The organism is Streptomyces sp. SID13726, from assembly GCF_010548375.1.
In the GTDB taxonomy this organism is placed as follows: Bacteria; Actinomycetota; Actinomycetes; order Streptomycetales; family Streptomycetaceae; genus Streptomyces.
Map to the genome: position 1 here is coordinate 250673 of NZ_JAAGLY010000007.1, position 20787 is coordinate 271459.

The 20787-nt window shown below is 72.1% G+C and carries 19 protein-coding genes; 10 read left to right on the plus strand and 9 right to left on the minus strand.

Translation table 11 applies throughout. The features are described from left to right. Nucleotides 1-14 precede the first annotated feature (14 nt). The 4 genes from G3I78_RS20850 to G3I78_RS20865 form a co-directional block, all read right to left on the minus strand. Entirely contained in the window at nucleotides 15-2150 is a 2136-nt protein-coding gene (locus G3I78_RS20850) for a TerD family protein (RefSeq protein ID WP_164426745.1), read from the minus strand. A gap of 48 nt (nucleotides 2151-2198) precedes the next feature. Beyond that, nucleotides 2199-2777 (minus strand): TerD family protein, encoded by a 579-nt coding sequence (locus G3I78_RS20855; RefSeq protein WP_164426747.1) that lies wholly within the window; start codon nucleotides 2775-2777, stop codon nucleotides 2199-2201. Between the two features lie 134 nt (nucleotides 2778-2911). Further along, nucleotides 2912-5044, minus strand: coding sequence for an excinuclease ABC subunit UvrB (gene uvrB, locus G3I78_RS20860; RefSeq protein WP_164426749.1), 2133 nt, complete (start codon nucleotides 5042-5044; stop codon nucleotides 2912-2914). Between the two features lie 73 nt (nucleotides 5045-5117). Beyond that, on the minus strand, nucleotides 5118-5987 hold the full coding sequence (locus G3I78_RS20865) for an MHYT domain-containing protein (protein WP_164426751.1): 870 nt from the start codon (nucleotides 5985-5987) through the stop codon (nucleotides 5118-5120). Between the two features lie 279 nt (nucleotides 5988-6266). Between G3I78_RS20865 and G3I78_RS20870 the strand changes: the two genes are divergently transcribed. From G3I78_RS20870 to fdhA, 3 genes are all read left to right on the plus strand, one after another. Then, nucleotides 6267-7136 carry a glycerophosphodiester phosphodiesterase family protein gene (locus G3I78_RS20870; RefSeq protein ID WP_164426752.1) on the plus strand — a complete coding sequence of 290 codons (870 nt, stop codon included), beginning with the start codon at nucleotides 6267-6269 and terminating at the stop codon, nucleotides 7134-7136. Between the two features lie 41 nt (nucleotides 7137-7177). Beyond that, nucleotides 7178-7732, plus strand: coding sequence for a methylated-DNA--[protein]-cysteine S-methyltransferase (locus tag G3I78_RS20875; RefSeq protein WP_164426754.1), 555 nt, complete (start codon nucleotides 7178-7180; stop codon nucleotides 7730-7732). A 107-nt stretch (nucleotides 7733-7839) separates the two neighbouring features. Continuing rightward, nucleotides 7840-9066, plus strand: coding sequence for a formaldehyde dehydrogenase, glutathione-independent (gene fdhA / locus G3I78_RS20880; protein WP_164426756.1), 1227 nt, complete (start codon nucleotides 7840-7842; stop codon nucleotides 9064-9066). Nucleotides 9067-9140: 74 nt separating this feature from the next. On the opposite strand, the gene G3I78_RS20885 is transcribed toward fdhA, so the two are convergent. Continuing rightward, nucleotides 9141-9569: a VOC family protein gene (locus G3I78_RS20885; RefSeq protein WP_164426758.1), complete on the minus strand. Its 429-nt coding sequence runs from the start codon at nucleotides 9567-9569 to the stop codon at nucleotides 9141-9143. Between the two features lie 98 nt (nucleotides 9570-9667). On the opposite strand from G3I78_RS20885, the gene G3I78_RS20890 reads away from it, so the two are divergent. Both G3I78_RS20890 and G3I78_RS20895 read left to right on the plus strand, forming a co-directional pair. Next, nucleotides 9668-10576, plus strand: a complete 909-nt coding sequence (locus tag G3I78_RS20890; protein ID WP_343243809.1) for a pseudouridine-5'-phosphate glycosidase — start codon at nucleotides 9668-9670, stop codon at nucleotides 10574-10576. Beyond that, entirely contained in the window at nucleotides 10573-11502 is a 930-nt protein-coding gene (locus tag G3I78_RS20895) for a sugar kinase (RefSeq protein WP_164426760.1), read from the plus strand. The genes G3I78_RS20890 and G3I78_RS20895 overlap by 4 nt, the downstream gene beginning before the upstream one ends. Nucleotides 11503-11675: 173 nt before the next feature. On the opposite strand, the gene G3I78_RS20900 is transcribed toward G3I78_RS20895, so the two are convergent. Continuing rightward, complete coding sequence (locus G3I78_RS20900) at nucleotides 11676-12470, minus strand: methyltransferase domain-containing protein (protein ID WP_164426762.1); 795 nt, start codon at nucleotides 12468-12470, stop codon at nucleotides 11676-11678. A 244-nt stretch (nucleotides 12471-12714) separates the two neighbouring features. Between G3I78_RS20900 and G3I78_RS20905 the strand changes: the two genes are divergently transcribed. Further along, entirely contained in the window at nucleotides 12715-13842 is a 1128-nt protein-coding gene (locus G3I78_RS20905; RefSeq protein ID WP_164426764.1) for a magnesium and cobalt transport protein CorA, read from the plus strand. A gap of 22 nt (nucleotides 13843-13864) precedes the next feature. On the opposite strand, the gene G3I78_RS20910 is transcribed toward G3I78_RS20905, so the two are convergent. Then, a complete protein-coding gene (locus tag G3I78_RS20910) occupies nucleotides 13865-14296 on the minus strand; it encodes a CBS domain-containing protein (RefSeq protein ID WP_164426766.1) in 432 nt (143 codons plus the stop codon). A gap of 159 nt (nucleotides 14297-14455) precedes the next feature. Then, nucleotides 14456-15088 (minus strand): uridine kinase, encoded by a 633-nt coding sequence (locus G3I78_RS20915; RefSeq protein WP_164426768.1) that lies wholly within the window; start codon nucleotides 15086-15088, stop codon nucleotides 14456-14458. A gap of 94 nt (nucleotides 15089-15182) precedes the next feature. Between G3I78_RS20915 and G3I78_RS20920 the strand changes: the two genes are divergently transcribed. The 3 genes from G3I78_RS20920 to G3I78_RS20930 all read left to right on the plus strand — a co-directional run bounded on the left by G3I78_RS20920 (nucleotide 15183) and on the right by G3I78_RS20930 (nucleotide 18321). Next, nucleotides 15183-15884 (plus strand): DUF2293 domain-containing protein, encoded by a 702-nt coding sequence (locus G3I78_RS20920; RefSeq protein ID WP_164426770.1) that lies wholly within the window; start codon nucleotides 15183-15185, stop codon nucleotides 15882-15884. A gap of 242 nt (nucleotides 15885-16126) precedes the next feature. Further along, entirely contained in the window at nucleotides 16127-16606 is a 480-nt protein-coding gene (locus G3I78_RS20925; RefSeq protein ID WP_164426772.1) for an anthrone oxygenase family protein, read from the plus strand. A 227-nt stretch (nucleotides 16607-16833) separates the two neighbouring features. After that, nucleotides 16834-18321: a glutamate synthase subunit beta gene (locus G3I78_RS20930; RefSeq protein ID WP_164426774.1), complete on the plus strand. Its 1488-nt coding sequence runs from the start codon at nucleotides 16834-16836 to the stop codon at nucleotides 18319-18321. Nucleotides 18322-18506: 185 nt separating this feature from the next. Here the strand turns inward: G3I78_RS20930 and G3I78_RS20935 are convergent, their stop codons facing one another. Then, nucleotides 18507-18983 carry a carboxymuconolactone decarboxylase family protein gene (locus G3I78_RS20935; protein ID WP_164426776.1) on the minus strand — a complete coding sequence of 159 codons (477 nt, stop codon included), beginning with the start codon at nucleotides 18981-18983 and terminating at the stop codon, nucleotides 18507-18509. A gap of 46 nt (nucleotides 18984-19029) precedes the next feature. Between G3I78_RS20935 and G3I78_RS20940 the strand changes: the two genes are divergently transcribed. Next, complete coding sequence (locus G3I78_RS20940) at nucleotides 19030-20550, plus strand: PLP-dependent aminotransferase family protein (protein ID WP_164426778.1); 1521 nt, start codon at nucleotides 19030-19032, stop codon at nucleotides 20548-20550. The last annotated feature ends 237 nt before the right edge of the window (nucleotides 20551-20787 follow it).

Below are 20787 nucleotides of genomic sequence, written 5' to 3' on the forward strand. Positions count from 1 at the left end.
AGGTCACGGGCTCTTTACGTGTACTTGGTACGAGCCGTCGCGACCTGGCCGAGGACCTGTTCGAGCACCTGGCTGCCGGGCGGGACGAGGGCCGGCTCATAGGTCCAGGCATGCCCGACCCAGGGGTCGGCGAGGTGGTCGTCGGGCACCGGTGTCAGCCTCAGGAGCGAGCGCCAGAGCGGGTCGAGGAGCGGGCCGTAGCCGGAGGCCTCCTCACGGTCCGCGACCATCATCAGGTGCACGCCGACCGCGGGCCCCTCGTCCGCGAGGTAGCGCAGCTGGGTCACCGCCCGGTCGTCGAAGCCGTGCGGGAAGTCGTTGACGATCAACAGCTGTTCGGTGGTGTCGAGGCCCGGCGGAAGGGAGTCGGCCGCGCCGCCGCGCACCGCCATCTGCACCAGGTCGACGCGCTGGGTGAGCCGGGCCAGGACCTCCGCCACCCCCGCGGCACCGGCGGCGGGCGGGGCCGCTAGCACACCGCTGCGCCCCAGCGGAGCCAGCGCCGGTGCCCCCGCTCCGGCCGGGTCGATGACGTGCACGGTGAAGTCGCCCGCGGGGTGGACGGCGAGAAGCCGGGCCGCGACCGACACGGCCGTGTCCATGGCGAGGCGGCGCAGCTCGTGGGCGTCGAGGAAGGAGCCGTCGGCCGATTCCGCGGCACCGCTGTCGATCCACAGACCGCGCTCCAGGGGCAGCCTGATCAGCATCGGGATCCGCAGCTCGGCGCACTCGGGCAGATGCAGATCGCCCATACGGACGGCCATCGGCGTCTCGAACGGCACCCGGTAGCCGTGCCAGACGAGGTTGTCCCAGCGGGCGTAGGCCGGTGGCAGCGCGGGCTCGACCACCTCGGACTCGGCCGCGAGCTGGCCGAGATCCCGGTCGTAGGCCGCCCGCGCCTGCTCGACGAGCCGCGCGTGCTTGGCACGGGCCGCCTCCCGCGCCGCGTCGCCCTGTCCGCCGATCCGGCTGCGCGGGTCGGCGAGCGCCTGGTCCAGCTCCTTCGCCATCCGCGAGTCCGCGAAGTCGACGGCGCTGCGGTAGGCGGCCGTGGTGCGGGCCAGGTCCTCGAACATGCCCCACACCTGGTTGTAGAGCCGCTCGTCCATCGACCAGCCGGTCGCGTCCCCGGCGACGGGCCGCGCGGGCTGGCCCGGCTGCCCGGGCGGTGCGGTGGCCGGAGGCGGTGGTGCGGCGGAGTTCTGCCGACGCGGGTGGCTGTAGTCGATCGGGCCACCGCCGGCGGGTGCCGGTGACTGGGCGGCGGAGTCCCCCGGACCCTGGGGCTGTCCGGGCTGCGGTGCGCCCGCCGCCGGGGTGCCCTGGGTGCCGTAGAGGGAGCCGGGCTGCGGTGTGCCGGAGCCCGCGCCGCTGTTCGGAGGCATCGGCTGGGGCGGTGTGCCCGGGGGCTGCGTGCCATACGGGGACTGCGGTGTCCCAGGGGGCTGTGTGCCGTACGGCGACAGCGGCTGCGGCGGTACGACGCCGGAGGCGCCCTGGGTCGCGGCCTGGCCCTGGTCCGGGCCCGGTGCCGGGGTGGCCGTCTGCCGGGAGCGGTCGCCGTCCGCCGGGAAGGGCGGGGGCATCGGCACCGAGCGGGCCAGGCCCTGGGCCACCGCCTCGTGGATGCCGGTGGCGAGCTGGTGGGCCTGGGGCAGGCCCTGGTCGGTGAGGAGTTCGGTGAGGCCGCCCGCGTAGCCCTGACCGACGGCGCGTACCTTCCAGGCGCCCTGTCTGCGGTACAGCTCCAGGGCGACGACCGCGGACTCGGCGTCCAGGCCCGTGATGGTGTAGCTGGCGAGCTCGGTGCCGTCCAGGCCGGTCACCGCGACGAAGGGGGCGGCGACGGCACCGAAGCGCACGGGGCCGCCGGCGCCGGGCAGGGCGAGCAGCACGGCGGCCCGGTGGACGGCCTCGGGCAGGGCACCGAGATCGACCGCGAGCCGGTGGTCGGCGGCCGCCTGCCGGGGGACCTCGAGACCCGGAAGCGTGGGTGCGCCCGGGTGGGCGACCCACTCGACGCCGTGCACCTTGCCGTGCTCGTCGCCGAGGGTCACTCCGGCCACGATCGGTGTGCCGGCCGCGATCCGGATCTCGAGACGGGCCTGGGAGAGCGGGTGGTTCTGCCCCCGCACCAGCTCGGCCGTCATCGCCTTCTCCCCCTGTGTCGTGATGTCGGGTGCCGCCCGGCGGGCCGCCTACAGGTGCGGCAGGATCGCCGGCATCAGGTCCTGGAAGGTACGGCCGTTGGCCGGGGTGCCCAGTGCCGTCATCGTCCAGCCCGGGCCCGTGCGGTGCACCTTCGCCATGATCTGGGCGGTGTAGGAGCCGCCGCCGGCCAGGGTGTAGCGGGCCAGCTCCTGGCCGTTGGTCTCGTCGACCAGGCGGCAGAAGGCGTTCTGCACCTCTTGGAAGGTCTGGCCCGTGAAGGAGTTCACGGTGAAGACGATCTGGTCGATGTGGACCGGGACGCGGGCCAGGTCGACGAGGATCGCCTCGTCGTCCCCGCCCTGGCCGACGCCGCCGACGAGGTTGTCACCGGTGTGCTTGACCGAGCCGTCGTCGCTCACCAGGTGGCGGAAGAAGACGACGTCCACGGGCTGCTTGTCCGCGAACAGCACGGCGGAGGCATCCAGGTCGACCTCCCGCGTGCGCGAGCCGAACAGGCCGCGCCGGGGAGCCGCCTGCCAGCCGAGACCCATGCGCACCGCGGTCAGGCTGCCGCCGTCGTTCTTCTGCAGGCTGATGGCCTGACCCTTGGTCATGTTGACGGTCACGCGCCGAACCCCTCTCGCTGCTGTCCCCTGTTGCCGCGGCACCCGCGGTTGTCCAGAACCCTACGCAGGGCCACTGACAGTGACGCACCCCGGACCGGACTTTGTGTCGGTCTTGCAACACACCGCGACGGAGGTCAGGCCAGGCCCGCCTCCTTCATCTGGCGGAGTTCCTTCTTCATCTCCGAGACCTCGTCGCGCAGCCGGGCCGCGATCTCGAACTGGAGGTCGGCCGCGGCGGCACGCATGCGTGCCGTCATCTCCTCGATCTGCTCGGTGAGTTCGGCTGCCGGACGGTCGGTCGGGACGGTCTCCTTGGCCTTGCCCTTGGCGGCCTTGGTACCCGCCGCCTTGCCGAGGGAGGGCACAGGGGCCTTGGCGCCCTTGCCGTCCTTGCCCTTGCGGTAGCCGGAGCCGAGCAGCTGCTCGGTGTCGACGTCCTCGCGGGCGATCTGCGCGACGATGTCGTTGATCTTCTTGCGGAGCGGCTGGGGGTCGATGCCCCGCTCCGTGTTGTACGCGACCTGCTTCTCCCGGCGGCGGTTGGTCTCGTCGATGGCCTTCTCCATCGCCGGGGTGATCTTGTCGGCGTACATGTGGACCTGGCCGGAGACATTGCGCGCGGCGCGGCCGATGGTCTGGATCAGGGAGGTCCCGGAGCGCAGGAACCCTTCCTTGTCGGCGTCGAGGATGGCCACCAGGGACACCTCGGGCAGGTCGAGGCCCTCCCTGAGGAGGTTGATGCCGACCAGGACGTCGAACTCGCCGGAGCGCAGCTCGCGCAGCAGCTCGACGCGGCGCAGGGTGTCGACGTCGCTGTGCAGATAGCGGACCTGGATGCCGAGTTCCAGGAAGTAGTCGGTGAGGTCCTCGGCCATCTTCTTGGTGAGCGTGGTGACCAGGACGCGCTCGTCCTTCTCGGTGCGTGTGCGGATCTCGTGCACCAGGTCGTCGATCTGGCCCTCGGTGGGCTTGACGACGACCTCGGGGTCGATCAGGCCGGTGGGACGGATGATCTGCTCGACGACGCCGTCCCCGCGCGAGAGCTCGTACTTGCCGGGGGTGGCGGAGAGGTAGACGGTCTGGCCGATGCGCTCCGTGAACTCCTCCCACTTCAGGGGGCGGTTGTCCAGCGCCGAGGGGAGGCGGAAGCCGTGGTCGACGAGGGTGCGCTTGCGGGAGGCGTCGCCCTCGTACATCGCGCCGATCTGGGGCACGGTGACGTGCGACTCGTCGATGACCAGCAGGAAGTCGTCCGGGAAGTAGTCCAGGAGAGTGTTCGGCGGGGAGCCGGGCAGGCGGCCGTCGAAGTGCATCGAGTAGTTCTCCACGCCGGAGCAGGAGCCGATCTGGCGGAGCATCTCCAGGTCGTAGGTGGTGCGCATGCGCAGGCGCTGGGCCTCCAGGAGCTTGCCCTGCTTCTCCAGCTCGGCGAGGCGCTCCGTCAGCTCCTTCTCGATGTCGTTGACGGCCCGCTCCATGCGCTCGGGGCCCGCGACGTAGTGGGAGGCCGGGAAGACGTAGAGGTGCTCGTCGTCGCTGATGATCTCGCCGGTGAGCGGGTGCAGCGTGGACAGGGCCTCGATCTCGTCGCCGAACATCTCGATGCGGACGGCGAGTTCCTCGTAGACCGGGAAGATCTCGATGGTGTCGCCGCGCACCCGGAAGGTGCCCCGGGTGAAGGCCAGGTCGTTGCGCGTGTACTGGATGTCGACGAAGCGGCGCAGCAGCTGGTCGCGGTCGAGTTCGTCGCCGACCCGGAGCGGGACCATGCGGTCCACGTACTCCTGGGGTGTACCGAGGCCGTAGATGCAGGAGACGGAGGCGACCACGACGACGTCCCGCCGGGTGAGCAGAGAGTTCGTGGCCGAGTGGCGCAGGCGCTCCACCTCCTCGTTGATCGAGGAGTCCTTCTCGATGTAGGTGTCCGACTGCGGGACGTACGCCTCGGGCTGGTAGTAGTCGTAGTACGAGACGAAGTATTCGACGGCGTTGTTCGGCAGCAGCTCGCGGAATTCGTTCGCCAGCTGGGCGGCCAGCGTCTTGTTCGGGGCCATCACGAGTGTGGGGCGCTGGAGCTTCTCGATCATCCACGCGGTGGTGGCGGACTTTCCGGTGCCGGTCGCGCCGAGCAGGACGACGTCCTTCTCACCTGCCTCGATGCGCTTGGCCAGCTCGGCGATGGCCGCCGGCTGGTCGCCGCTGGGCTGGTAGGGGCTGACGACCTCGAAGGGCGCCACCGTACGTTCGATCTGGGAAACGGGCCGCATGGAGTCCACCGTACGACCCCCCACTGACAACGCGGCCCGATCAGGGGTTCCGGGCGGCGGCGGGGCGGGTGGGTCAGCGGTTCTGCGGGGTGCGGGAGTCGCTGTGGGTGACGCTGCGCCGGGTCCTGAGCGAGGGGCGGCGGGCGGCCGGGTGGGGGACGAGTTCACGCGCGGGCACGCCGGGCTTGTTCTCGGCGGGTGACCACACGGGCTTGCCCATGACCATCAGCGGATCGAACATCACGACGACCCCGGCGAGCAGCAGGAAGGCGAGCGGGCCGATCATCATCGGCGCGAGCAGGGAGGCGGGCGAGTCGCCGGAGACGGGGGCGGCGGTGCTGTGCACGTGGACGCTGAGGGCGGCCATGCCGGTGTAGTGCATGCCGGTGACGGCGAGCCCCATGATGAGGCTCGCGCCCACGCTCCACAGGAAGCCCCGCACCTGTCCGGCGGCCCAGAGGGCGGCGGTGGCGGCGACGACGGCTATGACCACGGAGACGGCGACCGTGACCGTGTTGTACTCCAGCTTCCCGTTCAGCCGCATGCCGGCCATGCCGAGGTAGTGCATGGAGGCGATGCCCAGACCGGTGATGGCGCCACCGGTCATCAGGGCCGTTCCGCGCGCGCCCCGGTAGCCGACGATGAAGACCCCGATGCCGACCATGACGATCGCGACGCCGAGGCTCGCGAAGGTGATGCCCCGGTCGTAGTGGATCGGCGCCTGCACGACCTTGAACCCCATCATGGCGATGAAGTGCATGGTCCAGATGCCGGAGCCGATCGCGGCCGAGCCGAGAGCCAGCCAGCCGGGCCGCCATGACCGGCTGACCAGCATGGATCTGGTGGTGCAGCGCAGGCCGAGGGCGCCGCCGAGGCAGGCCATGAAGTAAGCCACCAGCGGTGTGACGAGTCCGTAGCTGAATCCGTCGACCGTGCCTTGCATCCGCGGCTGCCCTTCCGCCCTCTTGCGTCCCGGAAACTCTGAAATGTGCCCCTTCCCAGCACCGCCCGAGCGGTCAGGGTTGAGGCAGAGAGTATGACTCCCACCGGAATGGTCGAACGATTTTCCGGCAAAGAAACACGGCCTTGCCCCAGTTGTGCGGCACCAGTGAGCGGACTTGGGACAGGACCGCTCAGGATGTGGCCATTCTGTACCCCGGTGCGGTCGACCCCCTGCTGTCACAGTGGTGCTGTACGTGATTGCTCGACGCGAGGAGTACGTATGCACGCGCGCGCAGCGACCGCCCTGACCACCGCGATCCTGGGTACCGCCCTTCTGCTTCCCGCCTCCTACGTCCGGGCCGTCGAGGAGGGCACGCCGCCCGCGGTCATCGCCCACCGGGGCGCCTCCGCCCAGGCCCCCGAGAACACCCTCGCCGCCGTCGACAAGGCCGCCGAGCTCGGCGCCCCCTGGGTCGAGAACGACGTCCAGCGCACCAAGGACGGTGAGCTCGTCGTCCTCCACGACGACAGCCTGCGGCGCACCACCGACGTCGAGCGGGTCTTCCCGCGCCGCTCGCCCTGGAAGGTGAAGGACTTCACCGCCGCCGAGATCGCGCGTCTGGACGCGGGCAGCTGGTTCGGCCGCGCCTTCGCGGGCACGCGCGTGCCGACGCTCGAACAGTACGTTCGGCGCGTCGATCTTCACGACCGGAAGCTGCTCCTCGAACTCAAGAACCCGGAGCTGTACCCGGGCATCGAGAACCAGACCATGAAGGTCCTCGCCAACGAGGGGTGGCTCGACCGGCCGCACGAGGACCGGCTGGTCGTGCAGAGCTTCAGCGCGGCCAGCCTGCGGACCGTCCACGAGCTGAGGCCCGGTGTGCGGACCGGCTTCCTCGGGACGCCGTCGGTCGCGGACCTGCCCGCGTACGCGCTCTTCGTCGACCAGATCAACCCGTCGTACGGCACGATCTCGCACGGGTACGTCTCGGCGGTCCAGGCCTTCACCGGCCCGCACGACAAGCCGCTGGAGGTCTTCACCTGGACCGTCGACACCGCGGACACCGCCCGCCTGGTCGCCGGGTACGGCGTGGACGGCGTCATCACCAACAAGCCCGACGTGGTGGCGGCCGCGCTGCGGGGGCTGTGAGCCCGGGGCCGTTGTCAGTGGCGGCCCGTACGGTGGGTCGCATGAGCAGTCATGGGCAGTACGAGCAGCAGGTCGTGTGGGCCGTCGTCGGCACCGGCATCGGCCCGCTGCTGCTGGCCGCGACCCACGAGGGTCTGGTCAACGTCGTCTTCCACGCCACCGACGCGGTGCGTGACAGGGCGCTGGAGCGGCTCGGGTCCCGGCTGGGCTCCGAGCCCGTCGAGGCGCCCGGCTCCCCGCTGCTGGCCGAAGCGATACACCAGGTCGAGGCGTACTTCGCGGGCGACCGGAAGGACTTCGAGCTGCCCCTGGACTGGTCGCTGATCTCGGGGTTCAACCGGCAGGTGCTGCGCGAGCTGGCGTCCGGCGTGCCGTACGGCCAGGTCGTGGGCTACGGCGAGCTGGCCGGGCGGGTCGGCCAGCCCGGCGCCGCCCAGGCCGTGGGGGTGGCGATGGGGTCCAATCCGCTGCCGGTCGTCGTGCCGTGCCACCGGGTCGTCGAGAGCGACGGCGGCATCGGCGGGTTCGGCGGCGGCCTGGAGACCAAGCGGAAGCTGCTCGCCCTGGAGGGCGTCCTGCCCGAGCCCCTGTTCTGAGCTGTTCTGCGCGACGGCTGGCCGGAAGGCCGACGCGGTAGCAGACTCCGCCATGCGCACAGCCACTGGCATCCGAGGGCTCGGAGCCGAAGGGACGGCGATCAGACATGAGCGGGAACAGGGCAGTCGCGTATCTCAAGCCAGGCGCGGTGGAGGTCAGGACCGTCGACCACCCGACGCTTGAGCTCCAGGACGGGCCGGGGGTGTCTCCCGAGGCGGTCGGCAGGAAGTGCCGGCACGGGGTGATCCTCAAGGTCCTCGCCACCAACATCTGCGGCAGCGACCAGCACATGGTGCGCGGGCGGACGACCGCGCCCGAGGGGCTGGTCCTGGGCCACGAGATCACCGGGGAGGTCGTGGAACGAGGTCCGGACGTCGAGTTCGTCGAGGTCGGCGACATCGTCTCCGTACCGTTCAACATCGCCTGCGGGCGGTGCCGCAACTGCAAGGAGCGCAAGACCGGCATCTGCCTGAACGTCAACGCGTCCCGTCCGGGCGCGGCCTACGGCTATGTCGACATGGGCGGCTGGGTCGGCGGGCAGGCCGAGTTCGCCATGATCCCGTACGCGGACTTCAACCTGCTGAGATTCCCGGACCGGGACGAGGCCCGCGAGAAGCTGCTCGACCTGACCATGCTGTCGGACATCTTCCCGACCGGCTTCCACGGCGTGGTGAGCTCGGGCGCGGGCGTCGGCTCGACGGTGTACGTCGCCGGGGCGGGCCCGGTGGGGCTGGCGGCAGCCGCGTCGGCGCAGCTGCTGGGCGCTGCGGTGGTCATCGTCGGGGACCTCAACGCCGAGCGTCTCGCCCAGGCGCGGAGTTTCGGCTGCGAGACCGTCGACGTGTCGCAGGGCAGCGTGGAGGAGCAGATCGCGCAGATCCTCGGGGAGCCCGAGGTGGACGCGGCGGTCGACGCGGTGGGCTTCGAGGCCCGGGCGCACGGCAGGGAGGCCCCGGAGGCACCCGCGACCGTCCTCAACTCCCTCATGGGCGTCACACGCGCGGGCGGTGCGCTGGGTATCCCCGGCCTGTACGTCACCGATGACCCCGGTGGGGTCGACGAGGACGCCAAGAGCGGGACGCTGAAGGTGCGGCTCGGGCTCGGCTGGGCCAAGAGCCACCGCTTCACGACCGGTCAGTGCCCGGTGATGCAGTACAACCGGAGCCTGATGATGGCGATCCTGCACGGCCGTGTGCACATCGCCAAGGCGGTCAACGCGACGGTCATCGGCCTGGAGGACGCACCGCGCGGCTACGCCGAGTTCGACCAGGGCGCCAGCCGCAAGTACGTGCTCGACCCGCACGGGGCGCTGACCGGCGTACGGCCGGTCTGACACGCCTTCCGGCGCTGCGGGGGCCACGCGCGTGTGCGCGTGGCCCCCGCTCGCGTCGGTCGTGAGGGCGTGTGTCAGTCGTAGTGGCGCGCCTCGAAGACGTTCCCGTCGGGGTCGCGGAAGTAGAAGCTCCGCCGGGCGAGGCCGCGGGCGCCGAAGGAGTCGTGGGAGATGTCCGAGGCGGGCACCGAGCGTTCCTCGACGCGGGCGCGGAGTGTCTCGAAATCGTCGGCGGGCAGGGCCAGGCAGACATGATTGACGGGGTGTCCCGCGCTCTCGGCGGCGCCCGGCAGCATCTTCATGCGTTCCGCCATGGTGAGCGGCATCAGGTCGAAGATGGTTTCGTCGTTGAGCCGTACGGAGGGGAAGGGCACCGCCCCCGCGGCGAAGTCGGTGATCCTCAGGGGTTCCATGCCGAGCGTCTTCTCGTAGAAGTCGGCCGACGCCACCGGGTCGCTCACCCAGAGGACGACATGGTCGAGACGTGTCGAGTTGTCCGTCATGCACCCCAGGCTGGTGTCCTCCGCCACCGTCCGCAAGGGTTTGACCGGCCGTGCCGCCCGCCAGAGATGAGGGAAGACCGACGACAGGAGGCAGGCCCGTGGTGCTGGTGGTGTCCCAAGAGGTGCGCGAGGCGATCGACGCGCGTCGGCCCGTGGTGGCCCTGGAGTCCACGATCATCGCGCACGGGCTGCCGCGCCCGCGCAATCTCCAGGTCGCGCTGGAGCTGGAGGACGTCGTACGGCAGGAGGGCGCCGTACCGGCGACCATCGCCGTACTCGACGGGCGGCCCCATGTCGGCCTGGACAAGGAACAGTTGGAGCGGGTCGCGAATGAGGACGGGATCCGCAAGCTGGGCCACCGCGATCTGCCGCTCGCGGTGGCCACCGGGGCGAGCGGGGCGACCACGGTGTCGGCGACGGCACAGCTGGCGGCGCTGGCCGGGGTACGCGTTTTCGCCACCGGCGGCCTCGGCGGGGTGCACCGGGAGTGGACGGTCACGCAGGACGAGTCGGCCGACCTCGGCCTGCTGGCGCGTACCCGGATCACCGTGGTGTGCGCGGGCGTGAAGTCGATCCTGGACGTGCCCGCGACGCTCCAGCGGCTGGAGACGCTGGGGGTGGCGGTGACCGGCTACGGCACGGACCGCTTCCCGGGCTTCTACCTGTCCGACTCGGGCCACCCCGTGGAGTGGACGCTGAACACGCCGGACGAGGTCGCGGACGTGATGCGGGCCCAGGACGCGCTCGACGGGCCCGGGTCCTCGCTGATCGTCGCGAATCCCGTGCCGGAGGCGCAGCAGCTGGATCCCGAACTGCACACGCGTGTGCTCGCGGAAGCGCTGCGCGCGTGCGCGGAGGCGGGGGTCACCGGGCAGGGGGTGACCCCGTTCCTGCTGGACCATCTGGTGCGGCACACCGACGGTGCCTCGCTGAGCGCCAACCTCGCGGCGGTGCGCGGCAACGTGCGTCTGGCAGGGCGGATCGCGGCGGCCTGGGCCGGGGCGTGACGACGGACCGGCCGGGGTCCCGGGCGGGTGGCGCTCTGCTGGTCGTCGGGGACGTCATCACGGACGTCGTCGCCCGGCACCGGGGGCCGCTGGCCGGCGGGACGGACACGGCCGCGGCGATCCGTACGGTGCCGGGCGGCGCGGGCGCCAACGTGGCCTGCTGGGCGGCCCGCGGGGGCGGTGCGGAGGTGCGGCTGCTCGGGCGGGTGGGCGCGGAGACGGCCGCCTGGCACGAGCGGGAGCTGGCCGCGTGCGGGGTGCGGCCTAGGCTCGTCGTCGATCCCGAGGCCCCGACCGGGACGGTGATCTGCCTCGTCGACACCGGCGCCGCCGCCGAGCGGACCCTGCTCACCGACAGCGGGGCGTCGCTGCGGCTGACGCCGGACGACTGGTCGGACGCGCTGCTCGACGGCGTCGTACGGCTGCATCTGTCGGGCTATCTGCTGTTCTCCGAGTCGAGTCGGGCGCTGGTGGCGGTGGCCTTGGAGTCGGCACGCGCGCGTGGGGTGCCGGTGAGTCTGGATCCGGCGTCGGCGGGTTTCCTCCGGGAGCTGGGGGTGGACCGCTTCCTCGCGCTGGTCGAGGAGGTGGACGTCCTGCTGCCCAGCCGGGACGAGGCGTATCTGCTCACCGGGCTGCCCGATCCGGCGGACGCGGCGGCCAAGTTGAGCCGCCATGTTCCGCTGGTGGTCGCCAAGCAGGGCTCGGAGGGCGCGCTGCTCGCCCGGTCCGGCAGTGTGTACGCCCAGGTGCCCGCGGTGGCGGCGACGCCCCGGGACACCACCGGGGCGGGCGACGCGTTCACGGGCGCGTTCCTCGCGGCGCTGCTGACGGGCGCCGAACCCGAGGAGGCGGCGGCCGAGGGGTGCGCGGCGGGTGCGCTGGCGGTGGAGCGGGTGGGCGGGAGGCCGCCGGTGCGGGACTGACGGCCGGTCGGTGGTCCGTGGTGGTCGCGGTGGTCGCGGTGGTGCCGACCGGTGGTTCACCGCGCCGGGCCGGCACCGGAGCCTGCCGCCCGACGACGTCACGGCTCCGGCCTCGCCGACTCCCGCCCCCTCTCTCTGTCTCTATGTCTCTTGCGCGTCTCTTGCGCCGCCGTCTACGCCTTGCGTCCCCACGCCGAGATCATCGGGGCCGTGGCCAGGTCCATCGTGCCGGTGGCGACGTTGGCGAGGTGCTGGTCGATGTCCTCGTCCGTGGCGAGGCCCGCCGTGACGAGCTGGTCGCGGATCTGGCGGACGGTCGCGGACTCCAGGGCGGCGCAGGCGGGCGAGGCGAGCGGGAAGTACGCGTCGGCCGTCACCTGGCGCAGCCCGGCCTCGCGGAGCAGACGCGGGAGGGTGCGGCCGTAAGAGAGGTCGGCACCGCGGTCGGCGAGGAGCCGGCGGAAGCCCTGGCGCAGCCGGTTCGCCAGCTGTTGCTCGGGGCCGTGCTCGTCGGGGCAGGTCAGGGGCTGGAGCGCGGGGTCGGCGTCCTCGATCAGCAGCCGTCCGCCGGGGCGCAGGGCGTCGATCATCGAACGCAACGCCCGCTCCCGGTCCGGCACATGGACGAGCACGAGCCGGGCGTGCACCAGGTCGAAGCCCTCCCCCGGCGGCTCCTCGGCGCTCACGTCGTGGACGCGTACGGCGACCGGCGGGCGGGCGGCCGCGGCGAGCCGGGTGGTGTCGATGTCGGTCGCGACGACCTTTCCGGTCGGGCCGACCTTCTTGGCCAGCCAGGACACCACGGACGTGCCGCCCGCGCCGACCTCCCAGCAGCGCCAGCCGGGTCCGATGCCGAATCCTTCGAGGTGCCGGAAGGTCGTGGGGTCGAAGAGGGTGGCGAAGGCGTCGAAGCGCTCCGCCGCCTCCGACCGCCGGTTGTCGAGGAGATACCCGTCGGTTCGTGTCATGCCGAGATGATCCCAGTTGCCGGGCTTGTCTTGACCGGACGACGCGGTCGCCACGACGAGATGACCGACGTCCGCACTTCACCGCGACCGGCGGCCGGGGCCGGCGGGAGAGGTTTTCCACAGGCGGGAACCAAGCGGAATCCCCTCTGTCCACAGGCTCACCCGGCCCTTACGTCGACCTGGCAAACTGGCTCGCCAGGGCGCGGTGAACGCGTCGCACGGAGGTCCACGCAAGGAGATCCCGATGTCCATGGCAGGGAATCTGCGCAAGGTCACGAGCCTCGGCAGGGTCGGCGGCCTGCGCAGGGTGGCACGGCTGGCGAGGCGGCTCCCGCGCGTCGACCTGAGCCACCACGCCCGCTCCCCGCTGGGCACCTCGGTGGTCAACTGCGTGACCTACAAGGAGGGCGCCCGGGTCCCGGTGGGCGGCGATCTGGTCGACACCGTGGAGCGGATGCGCAAGAGCCGGGACGGTTTCGTCTGGCTCGGACTGCACGAGCCGTCGGACCATGAGTTCGAGGGCATCGCGGACCTCTTCGACCTGCATCCACTGGCTGTCGAGGACGCGGTCGAGGCCCATCAGCGCCCGAAGGTGGAGCGCTACGGCGAGACGCTGTTCGCGGTGTTCAAGACGGTCTGCTACGTGGAGCACGAAGAGCTGACGGCGACGAGCGAGGTGGTCAACACCGGCGAGATCATGGTGTTCGTCGGCGAGGACTTCGTGATCACGGTGCGGCACGGACGGCACGGCTCGCTCGGCCCGTTGCGCGAGGAGCTGGAGTCCGACCCGCGCCAGCTCGCCAAGGGACCGGCCGCGGTGCTGCACGCGATCGCGGACCATGTGGTCGACGACTACCTGAGCGTCACCGACTCCATGCAGTCGGACATCGACCTGGTCGAGACGGCGGTGTTCGCGGAGAACGGCGCCCGGGTCGACCCGGGCCGCATCTACCAGCTCAAGCGTGAACTCCTGGAGCTGAAGCGGGCGGTGGTCCCGCTCAGCCGTCCGCTGGAGGATCTCTCCACACGGCCGGTCCAGGTCATCGCCCCGGAGATACAGGCGTACTTCCGCGATGTCTCCGACCATCTACTGCGCGCCAAGGAGCAGATCGCCGCCTTCGACGAACTGCTCAACTCCATTCTTCAGGCGCACCTCGCGCAGGTGACGGTCGCGCAGAACGAGGACATGCGGAAGATCACCGCCTGGGCCGCGGTCATCGCCGTGCCGACGATGGTCTGCGGGGTCTACGGCATGAACTTCGACCACATGCCGGAGCTGCACTGGACGTTCGGCTATCCCCTCGTCATGAGCGTGATAGCCGTGGCCTGTCTGACCCTGTACCGCGGCTTCCGGCGCAACGGCTGGCTGTGACCGGGGCTCTCGGGCCGGCGGATCAGCGGGTGGTGGAGGCGCGCGCGTAGACGCTCTCGGCCCATCCGGCGATCTGTTCGTCCGTCAGGTGCCGGGCCAGGTCGGCCTCGCTGATCATGCCCACCAGGCGCTTGTTCTCGATGACGGGGAGCCTGCGGATCTGGTGTTCCTGCATCTCGTGCAGGACGTCGTCGACATCGGCTCCGGAGTCGATCCAGCGGGGCGTGCCCTGGGCCATCTCGCCGGCGGTGACCTTGGCCGGGTCGTGGCCCATGGCCACACAGCCGACGACGATGTCGCGGTCGGTGAGGATGCCGCAGAGCCGTTCGTTCGAGTCGCTGATGGGCAGGGCTCCGACGCCGAGTTCACGCATCAGCTGGGCGGCGCGGTCGAGGGTCTCGTGCGCGGGGATCCACTGGGCGCCCCGGTGCATGATGTCTCCGGCGGTGGTCATCGAGTACCTCCCGGTGCCGGACGGCCGGCGCGGCGCGGAGGGCACCGCAAGTCCCGGCGCCCTACATTCTCGCCGCGCCCGCGGGGGCGCGCACCCGGAACCCGGCGGTAACGGCCACCGGTGCCGGCGGTCCGGTCCGTGACCGTTCGGACAGCGGGGTCAGCCGCTCCACGCCGGGTGTCGGGGGTCGTCGGCCCGGACCAGGACGTCGGCGGTGCCGGCCGGGTCGGTCTCGTCGGCGTAGCGCGCGTAGGCGGGCAGGGTCCAGTGGTCGGTGTCGGGGGTACGGCGGCGGAGGGCGCCGTCGGAGAGGAGGACGTGGACGGTCAGGTCGAAGGGGAACCAGTGGCGCAGCAGGAGGGGGCCGTGGAGCAACAGGACGCCACCGGGCGGGAGTTGGACGTAGGGGCTGCGGGTGGCGCGGTCGGTGACCGGGTCCCACAGGTCGGGCAGGACGCGGCCGTCGCCGCCGGGTTCGAGGGGGCCGAAGACCTCGCGCCAGAGGGCGGCGGTGTCGAACCAGCCGTCGTAGTAGGCCTCCAGGTCGTGGTGGCCGTACTCCAGGCGGAGCGAGGCGGGGCGCAGGAAGCCCTGGGTGCCGACGACGAGCGAGGGGCGGCCGCGTACGCGCAGGGCCCCGCCGACCCGTTCGGCGAGTTCTCCCGGGTGGGCCGCGGGGGCGCCGTCGAGGGCCACGCGCGGCCAGGGGCTGCCGTCCGCCGGCTTCAGGTCGAGCAGGCGGTCGGCCAGTTGATCGCCGAGTCGGTCCCAGGTGATCGCTTCGAGTCGCACACGGCCATGATGCGTCAGCCGGCGTGCTGTTCGGGTCGCGCTCATGGGCCTCCGCCGGTGTCGGTGGGGGGTGTGCCTGGGGAATGAACTCCTCATGGCAGGACTCGCTACTCCCCCGACCCGTGGTGGACCTCTCGTCGTCCAGCCGTTGCGGAGACGGCACTGTGCGGAGTGCCGGGGCGGGCCGTTGCCGATGCTCGTGATGGAGGGCGGGGCGCCGCGGTGTCTCGACTGCGCCGACCTGGGGCACCTGGTGTTCCTGCCGCGCGGTGACACCGCGCTGACGCGGCGGTCGCGGGAGGAGAGCGTGCTGTCGGCGGTCGTGGTGCGGTTCAACCGGCGCAAGGGGCGTTACGAACGGCAGGGGGTGCTCGTCGAGGAGGCGGGGCTGGCGCGGGCCGAGGAACGGTGCCTGGCCGACGCGGAGGCACGGCGGCGGCGCCGGGTGCGGGACGTGGGGCGGCGGGCGGTGGAGGACGTGCGGTTCGCGGAGGCGTTCGCCGCGGAGATACGGCGGCTGTTCCCGGGGTGCCCGGTGGACCGGGCCCGGGGGATCGCCTCGCATGCGTCCCTGCGGGGCAGTGGGCGGGTGGGGCGGAGTGCGGCGGGGCGGGCGTTGTCGGAGGGGGCGGTGGTGTCGGCGGTGGTGGCCTCCGTACGGCATGTGGACACGCCGTACGACGCGTTGCTGATGAGCGGGGTGGCACGGCATGAGGCGCGGCGGCGGATCGCGGGAGGGGTGGAGGCGGTGCTGAGGGGGTGGCGCGGTGTGGGCGTGGAGGAGGTGGCGGGCTGAGGGGGTGGGCGGGGAGGGAGGCGAAGTGAGCGCCTGCCCGTCGTTGAGAACGGGGGCTGGGTCTCGCGGGTCGCCCGCCGCAGCGGGCACGGTCGGCGGCTGGGTGGGATCGGGTCGGTGTGGACGTTCGCGTATGGGCTTGCGCGGGATGGGCATGGCTGGCGGGGTGGGGGCGGGATTCACTGGTGGGGACGGGTGGCGCCGGGCCGGGGGCTCGGCCGGATGTGGGAGCTGGTGTGGTGATGATCGACGGGCCTTACTTCGTGCTGGTGGTGCTGGGAGTGCTCGGGACCGGGCTGGTGGCCGGGGTGTTCTGCGCGTTCTCGACCTTCGTGATGAAGGGACTCGCCGCGCTGCCGCCGGCGCAGGGCGTCGCCGCGATGAACGCGATCAACGTGACGGCGGTGCGACCGGCGTTCATGACGGTCTTCGCCGGTTCGGCCGTGCTGTCCGCGATGATCGCGGTGGTGACGTTCGTGCTGTGGCCGGACGAGGGGACGGTGGAGCTGCTGCTGGGCAGCGCGCTGTACCTGTTCGGCTCGTTCGGGCTGACGATGGTGGCGAACGTGCCCCGCAACGACGCACTGCTCAAGCTGGAGCCGGGCACCGCGGAGGCGACGGCGTACTGGCCGACGTTCGTGCGCGAGTGGACGATATGGAACCACGTCCGCATGGTCGCCTCGGGCGCGGCGGCGGTGGCGTACGTCCTCGCCCTCACCTGAGCCACGGCGCCGCGCGCCCCTCACCGCGGGCCCCTCGCCCCTCGCCCCGTGCCCCGCGCCCCTCGCCGAGGCCGGGAGAAAGCGCTGCCGAAGGGGTTCACCGGCACTCTGCGCAAGTGGCCCACGAGTCGTATCGTGGCCGAAAGGAGTTCCGCAGGAGTGCCGCCCGATGACGCACGGCAGTGTCGCCCGCGTCGGTGTCACCAGCGCGAGCGAGGAAGACGGCCATGGCCGATCCCAAGGGATTCATGACCACCGCCCGCCAGGACTGGCCGCGCAGGCCGGTGCGGGAGCGGGTCCGGGACTGGGACGAGGTGTACGTCCCGGGGGCGCTGCTGCCCATCGTCAGCAGGCAGGCGGACCGTTGCATGGACTGCGGCGTCCCGTTCTGTCACGACGCCTGTCCGCTGGGGAACCTCATCCCCGAGTGGAACGACCTGGTCTCCCGGGAGGACTGGCGGCAGGCGGCCGACCGGCTGCACGCGACGAACAACTTCCCCGAGTTCACGGGGCGGTTGTGCCCGGCGCCCTGCGAGGCGGGGTGCGTGCTCGCCATCAACCAGCCGGCGGTCACCATCAAGAACGTCGAGGTGGCCGTCGCGGACCGGGCCTGGGAGTTGGGGTTCGCGCCGCCGCAGCCGCCGGACCGGCTGTCCGGGCGGACGGTCGCGGTGATCGGGTCGGGGCCGACCGGACTGGCCGCGGCACAGCAGTTGACCCGGGCGGGGCACACGGTCGCGGTGTACGAGCGGGACGACCGGCCGGGCGGGCTGATGCGGTACGGCATCCCGGAGTTCAAGATGGAGAAGCGTCATCTGGAGCGGCGGATCGAGCAGATGCGGGCCGAGGGAACGAAGTTCCGTACCGGCACGGCGGTCGGGCGGGATGTCGGGGCTGCCGAGCTGCGGACGCGCTACGACGCGGTGGTGATCGCGACCGGGGCCACGGCGTGGCGTGAACTGGACGTGCCGGGGCGGGAGTTGGCCGGGGTCCAGCAGGCCATGGAGTATCTGCCACTGGCGAACCGGGTGTGCGAGGGGGACCTCGCGGTGTCGCCGATGTCGGCCGCAGGGAAGCATGTCGTCATCGTGGGCGGGGGTGACACGGGGGCCGACTGTCTGGGGACGGCGGTACGGGAAGGGGCCGCGTCCGTGACGCAGTTGGACATCTACGCGCGGCCCGGGGACGAGCGGGACGAGGACGTCGAGCCGTGGCCGACGTATCCGAAGATCTACCGGCTCTCCGCCGCGCACGAGGAGGCCCGGGACCTGGAGTCGGCGCCCGCCGCCGACGCCGACGCGCGGCTGTTCGCCGCGTCCACGCTCCGGTTCGAGGGGGACGCCGACGGGCGGGTGCGGGCGCTCCGTCTCGTCGAGGTGGACGCGGGACGGCGGGCGGTCGCGGGGACGGAACGGACGCTTCCGGCCGACCTCGTGCTGCTCGCGCTCGGATTCACGGGCCCGGATCGGGGCGACGGGCTGGTGGAGCAGTTGGGGCTGACCATGGAGCCCCGGGGGACGGTCGCGCGGGACCTGGGGTTCGGCACGAATGTGCCGGGGGTGTTCGCCGCGGGGGACGCGGCCCGGGGCCAGTCGTTGATCGTGTGGGCCATCGCGGAGGGGCGGGCGGTGGCCGCGGCGGTCGACCGCTATCTGACGGGCAGCTCGCAACTGCCGGCGCCGATAGGGCCGTACGACCGACCCATGACGGTGTAGGTCGCACGGCCGGGAGGCCCGAGGAACGCACGGCCGGGAATCCCGGAGAACGCCAGGGCCGGGAAGCCCGAGGAACACACCACAGGGAAGCCCGGGGAACACACCGCCGAGAAGCCCGGAGAACGCAGCGCCGGGAAGCCCAGGGCACGCACCGCCGAGACCCCCACGGAACGAACGCGCGACCGTCAGCCCCGCTCGTCCGTCCCCGCCACCTTCCCCGTCGACAGCGCCACCCTGTTCCACGTGTTGATCGTGAGGATCAGGGACAGCACATGGGCCAGTTCCCCTTCGTCGAACTGGGCCGCGGCCTCCGCGTAGACCTCGTCGGGGACGCCGGCGGAGGACATCAGGGTGACCGCCTCCGTGAGGGCCAGGGCCGCCTGTTCCCGCTCGGTGAAGAAATGGCGGGCCTCGCGCCACACCGGGACCATGTGCAGCCGATCCTCGGACTCGCCGGCCTTGCGGGCGTCGTTGGTGTGCATGTGGAGGCAGTAGGCGCAGCGGTTGAGGTGGGAGGCGCGGATCTGGATCAGTTCGACGAGACCGGGGTCCAGTCCCTCGCGAGCCGCCGCGTCGAAGCCGATGAGGGCGCGGAAGACCTTCGGAGCGGCCTTCGCGAAGTTCAGTCGAGCCGTATCCGTCACGTTCGTGTTCGTCGTCATGTGATGAATCTACGGTTCGGAAAGACCGGCTGTAGGGTGCATTTCCATGGCGGAATCATGGGTCAATTACGCGGAGCGGATCGGCGCCGACCTGCACCTGGACCTCTCCGGGCCGGGCAGCAGACGGGCCGTGCTGATCCGGGCGCTGCGGGACGCGGTGCGAGGTGGCCGGCTCGCCCCCGGCACCCGGCTGCCGCCCTACCGCTCGCTCGCCGCCGACCTCGGCGTCGCCCGCAACACGGTGGCCGACGCGTACGCCGAGCTGGTCGCGGAGGGCTGGCTCACCGCCCGCCAGGGCTCGGGAACCCGGGTCGCCGAACGCACCGAGCCACCCGGAACCACCGGACGCACCCGCTCCCCCGGACACACCCGCTCAACCGGACACACCCTCTCGACAGGCGACCCGAACCCACCCACAACCCCCCCGGCACACCGCCCCCACCCCCAACCCCACCCCCGCTCCCGTCCCCGCCCCCACCGCCACGACCTCCGACAGGGCACCCCCGACGCCTCCGCCTTCCCCCGGACCGCCTGGCTCGCCTCCTACCGCCGGGCCCTCCAGCACGCCCCCAACGAGGCCTTCGGACCCGGCGACCCCGCCGGCCGGCCCGAGCTGAGGGAGGCGCTCGCCGAGTACCTGGCACGTGTGCGGGGCGTGCGGACGGAGCCGGGGCGGATCGTGGTGTGCTCCGGGTTCGCGCACGCCCTGCGGCTGCTGTTCGGAGGCGGTGTCCTGCGCGGTCCGCTGGCCGTGGAGGCGTACGGACTGCCCTTCCACCGCGAACTGCTCGGCGCCGAGGGCGTCAGGACCGTACCGCTCCCCCTCGACGAGCACGGCGCGCGGGTCGACCTGTTGGCGCGCGAGCGGGCCGTGCTGCTCACCCCCGCGCACCAGTTCCCCACCGGCGGCCCGCTGCACGCCGAACGGCGGTCCGCGGTGGTCGGCTGGGCACGCGCGCGGGGCGCGGTGGTGCTGGAGGACGACTACGACGGCGAGTTCCGCTACGACCGCAAGCCCGTCGGCGCGCTCCAGAGCCTCGACCCCGAGCGGGTGATCCTCGTCGGCTCGGTCAGCAAGAGCCTGTCGCCCGCGGTGCGGCTGGGCTGGATGGTGCTGCCGGAGCGGTACGTCGACGGCGTGCTCGCGGCCAAGGGCGAGCGGGAGGCCTGGGCGAGCGTCCTCGACCAGCTGGCCCTCGCCGACCTCATCGTCTCCGGGGCCTACGACCGTCACGTACGGCGGATGCGGCAGCGGTACCGCGGCCGCCGGGACCGGCTCGTCGCCGCGCTGGCCGAGCACGCGCCGCACATCGAGGTCGGCGGTGTCGCGGCGGGTCTGCACGCGGTGCTGCGGCTGCCGCCAGGCACCGAGCGGTCCGCCGTGAAGGCCGCGGTCTGGCGGGGCGTGGCCCTCGACGGGCTCGCGGAGTTCCGCCACCCGGACGCGTCGGCCACAGCCATGCCGGCCCACGACGGTCTGGTCGTCGGGTACGCGACACCTCCCGAGCACGCGTACGGCGCCGCACTGGAGGCGCTGTGCGGGGCGTTGCCGCCGGGCGAGACCTAGGCCGCCGAAGAGAACCCGACCCCCCACCCCCACTCACCCACCTCCTGCCTTCGGACGAGCCGCCGCCCCGCCCCTCCTGCCTTCGGACGAGCCGCCGCCCGGCCCCTCCTGCCCAAGGACGAGCCCGCACCTGCTCCCCGAGGACCAGTCCCCGGCCGCGCTCTCCTGCCGGCTCCCGATTTCTCCCACCGAGCGCCCGAAAAATGACTTATGGGCTATATGGATCAGAACAGCGGT